Annotated in this window: 17 protein-coding genes; 13 read left to right on the top strand and 4 right to left on the bottom strand. The window is 37.8% G+C overall.

Translation table 11 applies throughout. From position 1 onward, the window contains the following. Positions 1 to 3: 3 nt before the first annotated feature. The 5 genes from RRV45_RS10980 (at position 4) to RRV45_RS10960 (ending at position 3,480) form a co-directional block, all read left to right on the top strand. Positions 4 to 777 (top strand): ABC transporter ATP-binding protein, encoded by a 774-nt coding sequence (locus tag RRV45_RS10980; RefSeq protein ID WP_315668869.1) that lies wholly within the window; start codon positions 4 to 6, stop codon positions 775 to 777. A gap of 2 nt (positions 778 to 779) precedes the next feature. Next, complete coding sequence (locus RRV45_RS10975) at positions 780 to 1,571, top strand: ABC transporter permease (protein WP_315668867.1); 792 nt, start codon at positions 780 to 782, stop codon at positions 1,569 to 1,571. Between the two features lie 108 nt (positions 1,572 to 1,679). After that, positions 1,680 to 2,141, top strand: coding sequence for a RidA family protein (locus tag RRV45_RS10970; RefSeq protein WP_315668866.1), 462 nt, complete (start codon positions 1,680 to 1,682; stop codon positions 2,139 to 2,141). 13 nt (positions 2,142 to 2,154) lie between these two features. Beyond that, positions 2,155 to 3,114 (top strand): threonine ammonia-lyase, encoded by a 960-nt coding sequence (locus RRV45_RS10965; RefSeq protein ID WP_315668865.1) that lies wholly within the window; start codon positions 2,155 to 2,157, stop codon positions 3,112 to 3,114. 45 nt (positions 3,115 to 3,159) lie between these two features. Further along, positions 3,160 to 3,480, top strand: a complete 321-nt coding sequence (locus tag RRV45_RS10960; protein WP_315668864.1) for a rhodanese-like domain-containing protein — start codon at positions 3,160 to 3,162, stop codon at positions 3,478 to 3,480. Between the two features lie 57 nt (positions 3,481 to 3,537). On the opposite strand, the gene RRV45_RS10955 is transcribed toward RRV45_RS10960, so the two are convergent. Beyond that, positions 3,538 to 3,987, bottom strand: coding sequence for a CBO0543 family protein (locus RRV45_RS10955; RefSeq protein WP_315668863.1), 450 nt, complete (start codon positions 3,985 to 3,987; stop codon positions 3,538 to 3,540). Beyond that, positions 3,914 to 5,059, bottom strand: coding sequence for a DUF2515 domain-containing protein (locus RRV45_RS10950; RefSeq protein WP_410489374.1), 1,146 nt, complete (start codon positions 5,057 to 5,059; stop codon positions 3,914 to 3,916). Before RRV45_RS10950 ends, RRV45_RS10955 begins: the two co-directional genes overlap by 74 nt. Positions 5,060 to 5,145: 86 nt before the next feature. On the opposite strand from RRV45_RS10950, the gene shc reads away from it, so the two are divergent. The 6 genes from shc (at position 5,146) to RRV45_RS10920 (ending at position 12,093) form a co-directional block, all read left to right on the top strand. Continuing rightward, positions 5,146 to 7,017 (top strand): squalene--hopene cyclase, encoded by a 1,872-nt coding sequence (shc, locus tag RRV45_RS10945; RefSeq protein WP_315669003.1) that lies wholly within the window; start codon positions 5,146 to 5,148, stop codon positions 7,015 to 7,017. A 112-nt stretch (positions 7,018 to 7,129) separates the two neighbouring features. After that, a complete protein-coding gene (locus RRV45_RS10940; RefSeq protein WP_315668861.1) occupies positions 7,130 to 8,035 on the top strand; it encodes a hypothetical protein in 906 nt (301 codons plus the stop codon). Between the two features lie 27 nt (positions 8,036 to 8,062). After that, on the top strand, positions 8,063 to 8,704 hold the full coding sequence (locus RRV45_RS10935; protein WP_315668860.1) for a DUF4129 domain-containing protein: 642 nt from the start codon (positions 8,063 to 8,065) through the stop codon (positions 8,702 to 8,704). A gap of 14 nt (positions 8,705 to 8,718) precedes the next feature. Further along, the gene (locus RRV45_RS10930) at positions 8,719 to 9,858 is read left to right on the top strand and encodes a DUF4350 domain-containing protein (protein WP_315668858.1); all 1,140 of its coding nucleotides are present in this window, start codon (positions 8,719 to 8,721) and stop codon (positions 9,856 to 9,858) included. Then, the gene (locus RRV45_RS10925) at positions 9,855 to 10,784 is read left to right on the top strand and encodes an AAA family ATPase (protein WP_315668857.1); all 930 of its coding nucleotides are present in this window, start codon (positions 9,855 to 9,857) and stop codon (positions 10,782 to 10,784) included. The genes RRV45_RS10930 and RRV45_RS10925 overlap by 4 nt, the downstream gene beginning before the upstream one ends. Continuing rightward, complete coding sequence (locus tag RRV45_RS10920; protein ID WP_315668856.1) at positions 10,735 to 12,093, top strand: DUF58 domain-containing protein; 1,359 nt, start codon at positions 10,735 to 10,737, stop codon at positions 12,091 to 12,093. The genes RRV45_RS10925 and RRV45_RS10920 overlap by 50 nt, the downstream gene beginning before the upstream one ends. On the opposite strand, the gene RRV45_RS10915 is transcribed toward RRV45_RS10920, so the two are convergent. Then, the gene (locus tag RRV45_RS10915; protein ID WP_315668855.1) at positions 12,071 to 13,051 is read right to left on the bottom strand and encodes a stage II sporulation protein M; all 981 of its coding nucleotides are present in this window, start codon (positions 13,049 to 13,051) and stop codon (positions 12,071 to 12,073) included. The genes RRV45_RS10920 and RRV45_RS10915 overlap by 23 nt on opposite strands. Before the next feature lie 145 nt (positions 13,052 to 13,196). Between RRV45_RS10915 and RRV45_RS10910 the strand changes: the two genes are divergently transcribed. Then, positions 13,197 to 14,000, top strand: a complete 804-nt coding sequence (locus tag RRV45_RS10910; protein WP_315668854.1) for an RDD family protein — start codon at positions 13,197 to 13,199, stop codon at positions 13,998 to 14,000. A 34-nt stretch (positions 14,001 to 14,034) separates the two neighbouring features. Here RRV45_RS10910 and RRV45_RS10905 read toward each other — a convergent pair whose 3' ends face one another. Then, a complete protein-coding gene (locus RRV45_RS10905; RefSeq protein WP_315668853.1) occupies positions 14,035 to 14,817 on the bottom strand; it encodes a hypothetical protein in 783 nt (260 codons plus the stop codon). Positions 14,818 to 15,003: 186 nt separating this feature from the next. Between RRV45_RS10905 and RRV45_RS10900 the strand changes: the two genes are divergently transcribed. After that, positions 15,004 to 16,230 (top strand): DUF438 domain-containing protein, encoded by a 1,227-nt coding sequence (locus RRV45_RS10900; protein WP_315668852.1) that lies wholly within the window; start codon positions 15,004 to 15,006, stop codon positions 16,228 to 16,230. Positions 16,231 to 16,296: the final 66 nt, after the last annotated feature.

Below are 16,296 nucleotides of genomic sequence, written 5' to 3'. Positions count from 1 at the left end.
ATCATGAGAATAGTTGTAGAAGACGTCAGTAAGAAATTTACTGATTCCAAAAAAAGGGAAGTAACAGCTCTTGAAAATATTAATTTTGCTATCGAAAATCAAGAGTTTGTCGTTCTTGTCGGTCCGAGCGGCTGCGGAAAATCTACCTTGCTAAATATTGTGGGCGGCTTAATGTCGCCAAGTGAAGGACAGGTATATTTTGAAGGCACCCAAGGAAGGGAGCCCAATTTAGGGATCGTCTTTCAAGAAATTGCTTTATTTCCTTGGCGGACCGTTTTTGAAAATGTCGTTTATGGACTTGAAGAAAAGGGAGTCAGTAAAAAAGAAAGAGAAGAAAAAGGAAAATACTATATTGATATGGTGGGATTAACTGGTTTTGAAGGTGCTTATCCTAAGCAGCTTTCAGGCGGAATGAAACAGCGTGCGGGAATTGCCCGTGCCCTTTCTGTCGAACCGGACCTCCTTCTTATGGATGAACCCTTTTCTGCATTAGATGCACAAACACGAACGATTATGCAAGAAGAGCTCTTAACGATTTGGAATCGTACGCGATTAAGTACACTTTATGTTACACATAACATTCAGGAGGCTGTCTATTTAGCTGACCGAGTTATCGTATTATCCCGCCATCCAGGCAAAATCAAAAGCATTATTCATATTGATTTACCGAAGATGGGCAGGGATGAAGAAAAATATCGGAGTCAATTTGAACAATACTCCACTGATATTTGGAATTTAATACGCCATGATGCTAAAGAAGCATTGAAGGAGGCGTAGAAATGAGTGAACATAAACAAATCATCAAAAACCGGGTTGGGTTTCTGGAACGGAAAATTCCAACGTATGCATCTGTGTTAGGTATTTCAGGACTCTTGCTCATTTGGGAGCTCGTTTGCCGAATGAACATCGTCCCTCCGCTTTTCTTACCGGCACCAACAGCCATTGTCATAGCGGGCTGGGAATTAATTAGCAGCGGGGAGCTCCTAAAACATCTTTTAGCAAGTTTATACCGAATTGGCTGGGGATACCTGCTTGGTGCAGCCCTAGGCATCATCATAGGTCTCATTCTTGGCTTTTCAAAATGGGCTGATGCGATATTTACCCCAATCGTATATTCGATTTATCCCATTCCAAAAATCGCCTTACTTCCGCTTATTATCTTATGGTTTGGAATAGGGGAATTGCCAAAGGTCGCAATAATTGCATTAGGAGTATTTTTCCCAGTGCTAATTAACACATTTTCCGGAGTAAAAAGTGTTGACTCTATTTTAATAAAAGCGGCGGTCACCTTTGGATCAAATCATTTTAATGTGATTCGAAAGGTCATATTGCCTGGTGCGCTACCAACCATTTTTGCGGGTCTTAAATTAGCAGCCGGTACAGCTTTATTGCTTTTAGTATCTGCTGAAATGATCGCTGCCCAATATGGGATTGGCGCAATGGTGCTGCATTACGGTAATCTCATGATCACGAATAAATTAATGGTGGGGGTTTTATTACTTTCTTTCTTAGGACTGCTCTTTAATCGGGTACTCCAGTGGCTAGAACGAAAACTTATCCCATGGAAATAAAAAGTGGACAATTCCTTACACAGGGAATTGTCCTTTTTTAAAGGAGTTTTTAAGGTCATTACAGAATTATTATATTGAAAACACAATAGATAAAGGGGATTAGAAAAAGTGTTGATTGAAGAACGTTTGCAAGAGCTCGGTTTAATATTACCTGAAGCAATACCTCCGATTTACAGCTATGTACCTGTTGTGATCCACAATCATGTTGCTTATATTAGCGGCCAAGTGCCTAGAGTGAACGGGAATCTCCCATATAGAGGTAAGGTTGGTGAAGGAGTAACGCTTGAACAAGCTCGTGAATTAGCAGAAATTTGTGTGCTAAAGGGCCTTAGCTGCTTGAAGGAAGTCATTGGGAGTCTTGATAAGGTAGAGCAGGTTTTAAAGGTGACTGGCTATGTCCAATCCGCCCCTGGATTTTCCCAGCAGCCAAATGCTTTAGATGCCGCTTCTGAACTACTAGTTAAAATTTTCGATGAAAAAGGTCGCCATGCAAGAACAGCCATTGGGGTAGCTGAACTGCCAAGCAATACTCCTGTTGAGATTGACTTTATATTTGCTATAAATGAATAGGCGGGTGAGACCTATGATATCAATAACTGATGTACAAGCGGCAAGAGAGAGAATTAAGGATATCACATATGTAACTCCGATATTGAAATCAGACCAATTATCTAACGTCTGTGGCAATCAAATCTATTTAAAGTCAGAGCACCTGCAAAAAACAGGTTCATTTAAAATTAGAGGAGCTGCCAATAAGTTAATCCAAGCCGTTCAGGATGGGGCAAAATATGTGACAGCTGCTTCTTCCGGAAATCATGGGCAGGCAGTAGCTTATATTGCTAACAGATACAGTGTTCCTGCCACAATTGTTGTTCCAGAAGATATAAGTCTCTGCAAGGAAAACGCCATTAATACTTACAATGGGAATATTGAAAAATGTGGAACAACCTCTGCAGAGCGTTTACCACGAGCAAAAGAGATAGCTAGCCAAGAAAACGGTGTTTATATACCACCGTACGATGATCCATATATTATGGCTGGACAAGGAACAATTGGGCTAGAAATATTAGATCAAGTTCAAGATTTAGATGCAGTTATTGTACCTATTGGAGGCGGCGGTCTAATATCTGGCATATTGACAGCCATTAAAGAAACCAATCCCCAAATCAAAGTGATTGGTGTTGAGCCCGTTTTAGCTAATGATACATACTTATCCTTTCAGAATAAGCAGATTACAGCTATACCAGGAACGAATACGATTGCTGATGGTCTAAGAACGAACCAGCCAGGTGATCTAACATTCCCAGTATTAATGAAATACTTAGATGATATCGTTCTCGTCAGTGAAGATGAAATCCGCCAAGCCTTTAGCTTTGTAATGGAAAGAATGAAGCAATTGATTGAACCATCGAGTGCCACCACTGTTGCGGCAGCTATGTTTAATAAGCTGCCATTCCAAGGGAAAAAGGTTGTAACTGTTATTTCAGGAGGAAATGTTGATATTGATAAAATTTCAAATTTTATCGTTGATACGCAAATGTGATATGATGATCTCGGTATACAAAACATTAAAGGTGGCTTTTATAAAATGAAAACAATGACAGCTAAAGAACTTGCTGAAAAACTCACAGAAACTGAAGAGGTTTTTATACTAGATGTAAGATCAACTGATAAATACGATGCCTACCATATTAATAATAAAAATGTACTTAGTTTAAACATTGAAAAATCAAACATTTTTTCTTTAAACGAAGAAGTGTTTTCGTCTTTGCCAAAGAATCAAGAGATCATCGTCACTTGCACGACAGGTAATTCCGCAAGAAAATGTGCTGACATACTATATGAGAAGGGCTTTGTCGTTACTGTGCTTTCTGGCGGTGTTACTGCCTGGAAGGAAATAAATGATTAAACCCACACTAAAGAAGCAGCCGATTATATACACGGCTGCTTTTGATTTTTTTCAGCGTTAGACTGACAAAAAGTTAATTCGATTAAATATGTAAACACAAATTAGAAAAACTATATATCCGCAAAAAGAATACGAGTGCTTCCAAGAAACTTCATGGATGAAAAAACCCATTTCCTCTGCAAACTTTTCAGCGCAAGCTGCAAATAGGCTAATTACAAAAATAAGACCTGCTTTTTTCCAAACATTTATCCTTTTCATTAAAAATAAATAAACAGACACTAACAAAGGCAATGCAATTAGAGTAAACACAATATTAATGGAGAAAACTTCAGGCAGCCATCTTTTTGGAAATGAATATACGCCCATACCAACAAAAAATAGATCCAGATGCGTCCCAATTAATGATGCAAGAAGAATCGCAGGAACCATCTTTTTAATCTCGTAGAAAAATGGCCTTTTTTGTAATTGCTGCGAGCTCAAGCCTTTCAAGTGTTTTGCAATAGTCATTTTTAATCTCCTCATCAACGTTTTCATTTGTTGCGGTCAAGTATTGAACCACCCTCCAATCCTTAAACCAGTCCCCCGGTTCAGCTGGCTGATGTACTTTATTTTCCCAGGCAAATTCAAGACTCGGACTATACAATTTAGATGCACCCGGAGCGAGCTTGCAAAATTTAATACTAGGATTGAGCAACGTTCCTGGGACTCCTTCATTGATATCGTTAAACATTTGCGGCCAATAATCCTTTCGGGAGCCGGTATGTGGATGTTCATCCGCCCATTTCTTCACTAATAAATATCGCTCATTATTACCGAACAGAACTGCATACAATCTTTTTCCTAACAAGATCCGTTCATGCAAGATTTCAAAATGATGCAGCGTCTGACCGATCAGCTTCAATTTGCCATTTTCTATATATGGGAAAAGAATATGATTCATTGAAAGGAAATCCTGCAGCATAAATTCTAATGTATTAAAGACATTCTTTTTGAAAGCGGGATGTTTAAGCACCCTTTCTTCTAGATAGCTTTGTTCATTAATAACTAGTGCCATAGTAAGAATATATGGATCGTGATGATACAAAAAATGATTCCAAATAGGTTCCATGAACGAGGATATATGTAGATGAGGCAATAGGTGAAATAAGTTTTTTCCACCTTTTAAACTTTCTTCATAGATTAAAAATTGCGGGAATGCATCTTGAAAAATCAGCCAATTTCCTCTTTCTAAAAAGGCAAAAAAGGAGGCTGCTTCTTTTTTAGTAAGCAGTCTAGCAAGGAAGCTGCCTTTTAAGTCTGTCATATTCCAACCGCCATTTCGAGATACCATATGAGCTAAAAAGGCCCAGTGAATCTCAGGAAAGCGATTATAGAAATCTAAATAAGCTTTTGTTCGAGTGATATTATTTTTATTTAATAGACTTGTCCTATCATATATTCGCTGAATTAGAGATTTCTCGTCAGGAGTGGGTTCTATTTTATCATTTGGAGCGCCGGCTTTTTTCTTTAATGCTTTCTTTATGTTTAATAGAGATTCGGGAAGCGGCGGTTTGTTTTGTTGAAATATTTTACTTAAGATGATAATCACCTTCTCAAAGAATTCTCCGGTTCTGAGATGAATATGTATTTGTATGACGCATTTTGCAGGGGAGATGAATGAGATTGATGAAAAATGCCATTTTGGATGGAATTAATAATCTTATAGAGGTGCTAAGAAAAGACCAAAACCCCAATGGCAGCTGGGATTATCCTTTTGAAACAGGCATTTCCACAGATTGCTATATGATTATTTTATTAAGGACATTAGAAATAAATGATGAAAAGTTAATTTTGGATCTGACGAAGAGGATTTTAAGCAGACAAGAAGGGAACGGGGCATGGAAGCTGTTTTATGATGAAGGAGAGGGGAATCTTACTGCCACTGTAGAAGCTTATTATGCGCTGCTATACTCTGGTTATTATCAGAAAGAGGACAATAGATTAAAGGCTGCCAAAAGATTTACTTTGAAAAAAGGCGGCATAGATAAAGCGCATATGTTTACAAAAATCATGCTGGCCATAACAGGGCAAATAAAGTGGCCAAGGTTTTTCCCTATTCCATTAGAAATGATTTTACTCCCGATTTCCTTCCCAATAAATTTCTATAGTTTTTCGGAATATGGAAAGGTAAATCTCGCCCCGATCATGATTCTTGCAGATCGAAAGTTTCAGCTTAAATCAAGCAGCAGTCCCGATTTATCAAGTTTATTCATACAGAGAGGATCAGAGTTTGAAAGTGAATGGGATGAATGGCGTTCTATTTTCTCAACCATTGAAAAAGGGATAAAAAGTTTAATAGGATTGCCAAGCCAAATTCATAAACTGGCAACAGAACAGACGAAGCAATTTATGCTTCATCGAATTGAGCCAGACGGAACCCTTTATGGTTATTTTAGCTCTACATTTCTGATGATTTTCGCGTTACTGTCTCTTGGGGTTTCAAAAAAAGATTCATTAATTACAAACGCAATCAATGGCTTAATGAGAATGAAATGTGAAATTAAGGGATTTCCCCATATGCAATACACAACTGCAACCGTGTGGAATACTTCATTAATCAATTATGCTTTGCAGGAAGCTGGGGTTTCTGTTAAAGATGGAATGGTGATAAGAGCAAACCATTACTTGCTGAAAAGACAGCATTATAAATATGGGGACTGGATCATTAATAATCCAGGTGCACTTCCTGGAGGTTGGGGTTTTGCTGATATGAATACTATCCACCCAGATGTAGATGATACTACCTCTTCATTAAGATCGATTGCAAGAATCGCTATGACGAATCCGAGTTACCGTCCGCCCTGGGAAAAAGGAGTGTCATGGGTATTATCTATGCAAAATAACGATGGTGGGTGGCCCGCTTTTGAAAAAAACACAAACAGCAAGTTACTGCAGCTATTGCCAATTGAAAAAGCAGAGTTTCTCCTGACTGACCCTTCTTCTGCAGATTTGACAGGGAGAACTCTAGAATTTCTCGGAAACTATACAAATCTACCAAAGAAATATTCTCCTATCCAAAGGGGAATTAACTGGCTGACTAATAGCCAAGAAGAGAATGGCTCCTGGTATGGAAGATGGGGAATTTGCTATATTTATGGAACGTGGGGCGCTATTACAGGGCTTAGAGCAGCTGGAGTTTTTCCCGGACATCGAACTATTGCAAAAGCGGTCAATTGGTTGAAGGTAGTCCAAAATCCGGATGGCGGCTGGGGAGAGTCTTGTAAAAGTGATAGTGATAAAAGTTACGTTCCTTTAAAGGCAAGTACGTTAACGCATACTGCTTGGGCCTTAGATGCATTAATTTCGGCATATGACCAGCCAACTAAGGAAATAGAGTCTGGGATACAATTTATTTTAGATAACCTTAATAAAGATGACTGGACAACTGATTACCCAAAGGGCCAAGGAATGGCAGGAGACTTTTATCTTCACTACCACAGCTACCGCTATATTTTCCCACTGCTGGCATTAGCACATTATAAGGGGAAATATTCCTAATAAACATGACAAATTATACTTTTTTACAATTTTTTACTCAAGTTAAGCCAGAATAATGATAAAATAGGCAATATTACCATTTAGTTTTTCAAGGGCAGGAGGAGTATTAACATTGAATGCAAAATTTAACAAGCCAAAAGGTTTCAGTGAAATATTAGATCACACCTTTAGTTTAAGTAAAAATAGGTTTAAAGATTTTTTTATGATATTACTTATTTTAATGGGACCGGTTTACTTGCTTCAAGCGATTATTCAACTGTTATCTGGAGTAAACTTCTTTAGAGAATTAGGCAGCGGGGGTACTTGGTATGAACAAATTCTATCCGGTCTTGAAACAGAATCATCCGTAAATAGTATCGGATCAGGTTTTGGATTAATCCTTGTTGGGTTCATTAGTTTTCTATTATTTCCGGTTGCAGAGGGAGCGATTCTTTTCGCCATCAACCATATTCGAAAAAATGAAGAATATACAGTTGGATCTGTTATTAAAAAAGCCTTTTCCAGATTCTGGCCAATGATTGGCAGCAGTATTTTATTTGGTTTAATAACATTTGGATTGGTGATTGTACCAATTTTCTTCGTAAGTATAACTGGATTCATCGGATCGATCGTACATCCGGCAATCGGAATCCTATTGGCCATCATTCTCTTTTTAGCCTGTGCAATCGGGATTGGCTACTTATTAACCAGATGGAGCTTTTATTTTGGTTCTGTTGTGTTAGATTGGGAATCTCCTGGATTTTCAAATAGCTGGAGACTTACGAAAAATCGAACATGGATTTTAATGGGGCTATATCTTTTATTCTTTTTAATTATTTCAAGCATTAGTTTTGCAGTTGAAATGACGTTTAGTATATTCCTAGGCTACAGTGTATTGCTGTCAATCATTTCAAATTTGGTCACTTTATTTACTACTATGATTCTATCAGTAGGCTATGGAGTGATGTATCTTGATTTAAAAATTAGGCATGATGCAGACGACCTAAAGGAAATGATTGATGACTATCATAAATATTAATAACCTATTTAAGTTAGGTGATCATTGATGTTGGAGACGAACAAGGCAAAGGATGAGCTTCAGCGAATATTAGATGGCAAGGAATATCGAGTTTATTATAACGATTCTAAAAGTATGATAGAGATTTGGTGGGAAGAAGCGAAAAAATGGATTGCAGAGCAACTCTCTAAACTTTTTCCTTCAATTGAATCAACTAGCGGTGCATCAGGATTAATTTTAATTATTATTCTTATCATCGTTGTTGTTCTGCTCAGTATCGCTGTATTTTTAGTTGCCCGAAATATGAAACGAAATCGAATGCTTCGTGACCAAAAGCCCCTCCAATCAATGCAGGAATTGAATTGGACGTTTCAGGAGCATTTATTAGAAGCTAGGAAACTTGAGGCTTTAGGGGATTATACATTATCAACCCGGCATATGTTTTTAGCTCTGCTTCTTTATTTACACGAGAAGGAGTGGCTGGAGGCAAGGATTTGGAAAACGAACTGGGAGTATTATGATGAGCTCCAGAAAATAAATCCTAGCTGGGCTGAAAATTTTTATCATCTTGCCCATTTATTTGACGAAGCCACATACGGTGAGCGTGAAATTACGAAAGTAGAATACGATCAGTTTTGCAATGAAGCCATGTTTTGGCTGCAGGAACCAATTGCTAAGCTTGAGGGATAAGGAGGAATGTCAACTTGTTGAAATCTACTTCAAAAGGACGAGCATGGATTTATCTGCTCGTACTACTAATCTTATTTATGATGATTAGTTTTTTCTCTTTTTCTCCAGAGCCTAAGCATTATCCAAATTATGTAACGGAATCGCCCTCTCCAACAGGTGTAAAGGCTTTTTATACGTATTTAACCAAGGAAAAGAAAGTGAAGAAATGGTCCCATGCTCCTAATCTTTTAAGTAATGGTGAGAAAAATCAACTACTAATAATGGCAGAACCATATTTCTTCCCAAAAGATGAAGAAATGGAAGCTTACATCGACTTTATGGAAGCAGGTCATACAATTCTATTATTTAAAATGAATCCTAAAGGGATGTTTGATTTGACAACTGCCCCAATTAGCGGGGAAGCCGCTTCTGATGGTGTAACTGATGTTTACAGCCTTGATGGGAATATATTTCGAGCGGAAATAAGCTCAACTGTACGTCTGCAAACAAATGAGCTGGATGAAATTTTATTGTCTGATCAAGAGGGTACAGTCGCTGTAAAACGTTTTTTTGGCAAGGGGCAATTAATCGTTTCCATTGCTCCAGAGTGGATGGCAAATGGGAAAATATTAGACTATGATCATCTTTCACTCCTATCAGCTCTCTTAACTGAGGAGGAAGCATATACGATATTATTTGATGAATACATACACGGCGGGGAGAACGCAGCAAAGATGTCAGCCTTATATCCAAAATGGTTCTTGATGCTGATGCTGCAAGGGATAATCATTGCTGTTCTGTTTCTTTGGCACAAAGGAAAGCGGTTCGGGCCAATCGATACTCCAAGAGAAGAAACGGTTAGATTTAGCGATGAGAGCCTTCAGGCTTTATCAGCTTGGTATATTCGCGGCCGGAGATACCGTGATTCATTATTAATACAGGCAGATTATGTGAAGCTTCTCATGCAGGAAAGATGGGGTATTCCTTATGGTAAACAATGGGTGGACCTCTCAGATGTTCTAGTACGAAAACGGATAAATATGCCGCAGAAGGAAATTCAATCTTTTCTGTTAGGTTTATCCACTATTTTAGCCAATGAAAAAATTAACAAGCAGGAATACTTGCTTTGGTCGAGAAAACTTGATCGTTTAAAGAAAGAGGTGGAAGAAAGATGAGGACGGAATTATCAGCCTTATTAGATAAATATGAAGAGCGTATTTTAGGACAGAGATTAAATCTTCGGCTTCTACTATCAGCCATTTTAGCAGGAGGCCATGTACTGTTAGAAGGGGTTCCTGGAACTGGTAAAACACAAATGGTACGAACTCTTGCCAACCTGCTTGGCGGCAACTTTAACCGAATTCAATTTACTCCAGATCTTCTGCCTAGTGATATAACAGGAAGCACCATTTACAACATGAAAGACAGCACATTCCAAACATTAAAAGGTCCTGTATTTACGAATATTCTATTAGCAGATGAAATAAACCGGACACCTGCGAAGACGCAAGCAGCACTTCTAGAAGCAATGGAAGAAAAGCAAGTAACCATTCAAGGGGAAACGTATCAGCTGCCCGATGTCTTTTTTGTAGTGGCAACGCAAAACCCGATTGAATTTGAAGGAACCTATCCATTGCCAGAGGCACAGCAGGATCGATTCTTATTTAAGCTTCAAATTGACTTCCCAGATTTTGAAGAAGAGAAAAATGTTTTAAAGCAGGTTATTGAAAACAGCTTTGACAGTAGTTTAGTTACTCCATTACTTGATATGAACAGTTTTCTTTCGATAAAAAAGGAAATTCAGAAAGCTACAATTGGAGAAGGGGTATTAGACTATATCATGCAAATCGTTCGAAAAACACGTGAATCAGAGTCTATTCGTTTTGGGGCAAGTACGAGAGCAGCCATTTCCATTGGGAAAGCAGCGAAAAGCTGGTCATATCTTGCTGGTAGGGACTATGTCACACCAGATGATATAAAAATCGTTGCAAAATCAGCGTTAAGACATCGAATTCAGTTATCTCCACATATAGAATTGGAGGGAGTGACCGTTGACCAAATCATTGAAGAGCTTGTGGGGTCGATTCCTGTTCCAAGATAGAGGGATATTGCCAACAAAGAAATTATTAATCATTTTCTTTGTTCTTTCCATCGTTTTAATGGTGGGAACTGCTATGGATATCTCATGGCAATTTGTAATTATTATTAATATATTTGTTTTTGCTGCCAGTCTTCTAGATTTACTGTTATCACCAAATAAAAACCTGATAACGCTTAAACGTATTATTCCTGAGGATATGGAAAGAGGGAAGTTTTATTCCATTCAAATCGAGATTAATAACAATTCACTGCAATCCTTTAATTTTCGAATCATTGATGGAATTCCGCAATCATTTCATCGCCCTTTTCCGTTTAGAGGGAGGGTTAGGAAGGAATCTGCCACCATATACTCATATGAAACGAAAGCAAGTGTGAGAGGAAAATATGAGGTGAAAAAGCTTTATTTTCGCTACACCAGTTTCTTAGGCTTTTGGGAAAAGCAGATGACGGTTGAATTATATGATTCTATTAAAGTCATTCCCGATTTATCGGAGACGAAGCAATATTTAGAAAATGCTCAAGCGTATTTAATTTACGAAGGTGTAAATATCCGCATGCGTCATAGTGGTGCAGGGGATTTTGCCAAAATTCGCAGCTATGTTATAGGGGATGATCCGAGGAAAATTAACTGGCGGCAAACAGCGAAGCTTCGCGAATTGATGACAAATGAATATGAACCAGAGCATGGAAAGTATGTGACGTTATTAATTGATTGCGGGCGAATGATGGGTGCAGAGCTGGAAAAGGGAAATCGGCTTGAAAGATCGTTAGAAGCAGCACTGACAGTAGCAGCAGCTGCTCTGCAAAAAGGGGATCATGTATCTGTCCTGGCTTTTTCCAAGGAAGTGAAAGTATTTGTTCCTCCAGCTAAGGGGATGGCTCATTTGCAGACGATTCTTAAGGCCATTTATAATGTTGAAGTGGATGCTGCCGAATCAAATTATGCTGCTGTCCTGCAATATTTAGAAACGATGCAGAAAAAACGCAGCCTTCTTTTCTTGTTTAGTGATGTAGCAACTTTCCTTCACGAGGAAACAGCCCTTACCTATTTAAAACGGCTTAGACAACGGCATTTGTTTTTAATGATTGGCCTAGAAGATGTGACCTTATTAAAAACAATCAATACAAAGCCCGACCAAATACAAAAAGCAATGATAAAGAGTATCGCCCAGCAGCAAATGCTCATTAAGAAAAGAGAAAAGCTTAAATGGGAAAAACAAGGCCTCTTAATGGCAGAGGCCGTAGAGGAAAAACTAGCAGTTACAGCCGTTTCTCATTACATAGATATTATGAATCGGAATTTATTATAGCTTGTTTTTTCATTAATGATAGCTTACCAATTGCAATATAAAGGCTTAAACCAATAACCGTAATGATAGCAACTAAATACTTTGCTTCTAATGAGATCGCTGCAGGTGTGATAAAGCCTTCGATGACTCCAGCAATGACAAATAACGGTATGGTTCCGAGTAATAATTGAACAGAGCGGCTGGCTTGCTGCTTTAATTGAAAGCCTCTCGAGAAATTTCCAGGAACGAACAGCTTATAGCCCATTAATAATCCAGCACCACCAGCAATAAATATGGCAGTAAGCTCAATCATTCCATGAGGGACGATGTACGCCCAAAAGTCATAGGACTTCCCATGATGCCAGAAAAGGGCAGCAAGTGCGCCAACAAGGATCCCATTATAAATTAATAAATAAATCGTTAATATCCCAAAGGTGACTCCACCGGTAAAAGCTAAAATCGCTACCTGAATATTATTCGTCATAATAGCGGCTGACATGAATGAGGAATCAACCGCACCATCACTGCTGCCTAGTTTTTCAGGATCCACTCCTTGTGCCATATCTGCTGGCAGGATGGAGTAAATATGCAGCGGGTCATCAATTACTGAAAAAAAGCTGCCTATCCCACCGAGGGTAAAAAGGATCATGGCGGCAATAATAAATTTCCATTGCTCAATTAATAAACCGATAAATTTCGTCCGGAAAAAATAACGGATTTGTTTCATGCTTGTCATTTGATTTTTATACAATACATTGTGTGATTTTGAAACGAGAGCATTTAAATATGGGGTTACGTTCTCATTAGGGAAATAGGTTTGACTGTATGATAAATTCTGAGCAGCCTTTTGATAAAGTCGGTAAAATTGATTTATTTCTGGACCCGTTATCTTTCTTTTTCTTTTCTGCATAGCCGATGCCATTTGTTCAAGCTGCTGCCAATTTTCGCGGTGCTGCTTAATAAATTGCTTAACATTCATTTTGACACCTCTTGTTTACTACTTTTCTCCTTATTATAGTAATTTTGTAGAAAAATAGAAACAGCTAGAGTAATATTATAAAAAACTCATATGAGCATCTGCTCTCATCTAAGTAGATATTTGCACACAAAATGGAGGGGATTTCATGTACCAAGACCGTATCGGAATAAAAACTCCAGAATATGTTTCACTAAATTTTCAGCTGGCTGGTCTTGGAAGCAGAACAGCAGCTTACATAATCGATCAGGCCATTTTAACCATTGTGAACATTTTAATTGTATTCATCTTATTTCTAATATTATCTGGACAGTCAGATCTCCTATTATGGGCCGAATTAAATTCTGTCCCTGTTGCGATCGCGATTATTTTACTTTTCATTCTCAATTGGGGGTACTTTTTTGCATTTGAATACTTTTCGGGCGGGCGAACAATTGGCAAGAAAGTATTAGGTCTGCGAGTCATTCAAGAAGATGGTCACAGTATTACTCTGCTATCTAGCTTTATTCGCAATTTCCTCCGTATTATTGATTCACTGCCAGCCAATTATGTTCTTGGCATGATGATGATCTTTTTTCATTCTAAGCATAAGAGAATAGGGGACCTTGTCGCTGGAACGATTGTTGTTCATGAAAGAAAAACTAAAAAGCAAAAGAAGCTAACCCCTATAGAAAAAGAAATTGAAAAACGAGGATTGGCAAAAAATGATCTCTTTCTAGAGGAACAGGTTTTGAAAACATTCGGAGTGAAAGATTGGAACTTAGTTAAAACGTATTGCAGCCGGTTTTTGCATTTATCAGAAGAAGAGAGTATTAGACTAACAAGGCAAATTGGTGAAATAGTACTTCCAAAAGCAGGTTTGGATACAACAGGCAAAAGCTTTCAAGACTTAGAAAATATCCTGCTTGTCCTATATTTACATTTAAGGGACGAATGGGAATATGAATTGTAAGAAAAAAGCTAAAAGGAACGGAATAAACGTCCTTTTAGCCTTTTTTAATTTTAGATGGATTATTAATTTTATAGGGCACTGGATCAGAAACGATAAATTCTTCTTCCGCATCTTTTCCTTTCGGTAATTTCTTCTTTACGATTTTGCCATCGAATTCAAGAGTATCACCAGGTGCCAGTTCATATTTCTTCAAAGTCTTTGAGTGAGAGCACCATGATAGTCCTACATCAACTGGATTTTCTTGTTTAATTACAACATTTTCCAAGATAACAACTTCATCATTTTCTTCATTAAAATTATTCCAGCTTAATGCGAATTGTTTAACTGCTGCCGTAAAATGAACCTTCTCTTCGGGAAGCTCGAGTTTTACTGGCTTTTCTTTCTTCTCATTTTTCTTATTTGTTTCTTTTGTTTCTTTTGTGCTTTTATTTTCCTCAGGCTGTTTTTCTTCCTTTGGTGCCTCTTGACTAGTGGAGGGTGAGGCTTTTTCAGGTGCATCGGTAAATGTGCCTTTTCCAAAGCTTGAAGACTGCATTTCCTTTAGGTATGCAGGATGAATGCAGCTTAAGCTCCCGTCTTGAAATTCAATAACGATAGTGTTTAATTCGCTGTTTTTTTCATAAACCTCATAGCCCTTTACTGTTACAGTATACTGAAGATTTTTTTCCTTGTAGAGGAATTGTTTTTTGACCTCTTTCGTTGTTGAAAGACCCCATTCTCTAACCTTCTCCGAGTAATGGTTATCATCGGCAAAGATTTCATAATTCCCTTTTGGAGGAAGATAGGTAATAGGATTGACAGTTGGAGCAATAGCCATTAATACTCACCCTTTCTCAGATTGTGTATGTTTATGTATTTGATTACGGTTAGATTATCATGAATCTAATGGGAACTCAATTTTAAAGAGTATGATGGCCATCACAATCCTTTGCTTAAATAAATGGTACTTTAATTATGAGAATAATAATCAATTAAATAAAGTCCATTGCAAAGGAGAACCAATATGAGCGAAGTCATTAATAATAGAGAGCATACGATTAAAAATACAGAACGTCAAACCGTTTTAAAACAAATTTTTGTTGATCTACATAACGGAAGAAATGTAGATGAAGTAAAAGCACATTTTAATGCATTTATCGGAAAAATCACCATTGAAGAAATTACTCAGCTCCAGCATGATTTAATGGAGGAGGGTGGAATTCCGCTGGATGATCTGCAGCGCCTGTATGCAGCCCATACTGATATTTTTAGAGGATCTATTGAAGAAGCAGAGAGTACCAAAAAGCCGGAAAATGAACCTGGACATCCTATTCATACATTCATCCAAGAAAATCATGAACTTGATAAGTTAATTAAATCAAAGGTCCAAATACATTTACAACAGTTTATCCAGGAGGATACAGCTGAAAATGTTTACAAACTATTGGAGGATTGCAATCTTTTATTAGATATTGATAAGCATTACAGCCGGAAAGAAAATCTGCTTTTTCCGTATCTTGAAAAGTACGGGATCTACGGTCCGACAAACAATATGTGGAGAATTGATGACTTTATCAGGGATGGCATTAAAGAGGCAAAAAGGAAGCTTTCCAATTATGATGGCAATAAACAGGAAATCGTGAATCTCGTTCATTTTATTATGGAAGAAGTAATCAACATGATCTATAGAGAAGAGCACATCCTGTTCCCAATGGCTTTGAAAAATCTAACTGAGGATGAATGGGTCAAGATTGCACATGAAAGCGATGAAATTGGTTATTGTTTAACTAGTCCTGCGGAGGAATGGAAGCCAGAAAGAAAGCAACTAGGCGAGAATGCCATCTCAGAGGGCTATATTAAAATGGAAACAGGGATATTATCTTTAAAACAGCTAGAGCTGCTTTTAAATCATTTACCTGTCGACATTACATTTATTGACCAAGACGATGTTGTACGCTATTTTTCACATGGAAAAGAGAGAATTTTTGCGAGAACAAAGGCTGTTATCGGCCGTACCGTCCAAAACTGTCATCCGCCAAGAAGCGTTCATGTTGTTGAAGAATTATTAGCAGACTTCAAATCAGGACGGAAGGATACTGAAGATTTCTGGATTAAGTTCCGCGATAAATATGTGTATATTCGATATTTCGCCGTTAGGGATGAAAACGAAAATTATATTGGCACATTGGAATTCACCCAAAATATTGATCCGATAAAAGCGATAGAAGGGGAAAAAAGAATATTATCATAATCATAATTAAGGACACCGTTCATAATGACTGAATGGTGTTTTATTTTATGAAAATTAAAAAGAATA

It is taken from the genome of Bacillus sp. DTU_2020_1000418_1_SI_GHA_SEK_038 (genome assembly GCF_032341175.1).
In the GTDB taxonomy this organism is placed as follows: domain Bacteria; phylum Bacillota; class Bacilli; order Bacillales; family Cytobacillaceae; genus Cytobacillus.
The sequence above is the reverse complement of the archived record's forward strand: the minus strand, read 5'-3'. Positions and strand labels throughout refer to the sequence as shown.

Coding starts and splice junctions, on each gene's coding strand:
- shc (WP_315669003.1), top strand. CDS start 5,146: ATGAAAAATGCCATTTTGGATGGAATTAATAATCTTATAGAGGTGCTA.
- RRV45_RS10960 (WP_315668864.1), top strand. CDS start 3,160: ATGAAAACAATGACAGCTAAAGAACTTGCTGAAAAACTCACAGAAACT.
- RRV45_RS10900 (WP_315668852.1), top strand. CDS start 15,004: ATGAGCGAAGTCATTAATAATAGAGAGCATACGATTAAAAATACAGAA.
- RRV45_RS10910 (WP_315668854.1), top strand. CDS start 13,197: ATGTACCAAGACCGTATCGGAATAAAAACTCCAGAATATGTTTCACTA.
- RRV45_RS10975 (WP_315668867.1), top strand. CDS start 780: ATGAGTGAACATAAACAAATCATCAAAAACCGGGTTGGGTTTCTGGAA.
- RRV45_RS10925 (WP_315668857.1), top strand. CDS start 9,855: ATGAGGACGGAATTATCAGCCTTATTAGATAAATATGAAGAGCGTATT.
- RRV45_RS10955 (WP_315668863.1), bottom strand. CDS start 3,987: ATGACTATTGCAAAACACTTGAAAGGCTTGAGCTCGCAGCAATTACAA.
- RRV45_RS10965 (WP_315668865.1), top strand. CDS start 2,155: ATGATATCAATAACTGATGTACAAGCGGCAAGAGAGAGAATTAAGGAT.
- RRV45_RS10935 (WP_315668860.1), top strand. CDS start 8,063: ATGTTGGAGACGAACAAGGCAAAGGATGAGCTTCAGCGAATATTAGAT.
- RRV45_RS10905 (WP_315668853.1), bottom strand. CDS start 14,817: ATGGCTATTGCTCCAACTGTCAATCCTATTACCTATCTTCCTCCAAAA.
- RRV45_RS10915 (WP_315668855.1), bottom strand. CDS start 13,051: ATGAATGTTAAGCAATTTATTAAGCAGCACCGCGAAAATTGGCAGCAG.
- RRV45_RS10980 (WP_315668869.1), top strand. CDS start 4: ATGAGAATAGTTGTAGAAGACGTCAGTAAGAAATTTACTGATTCCAAA.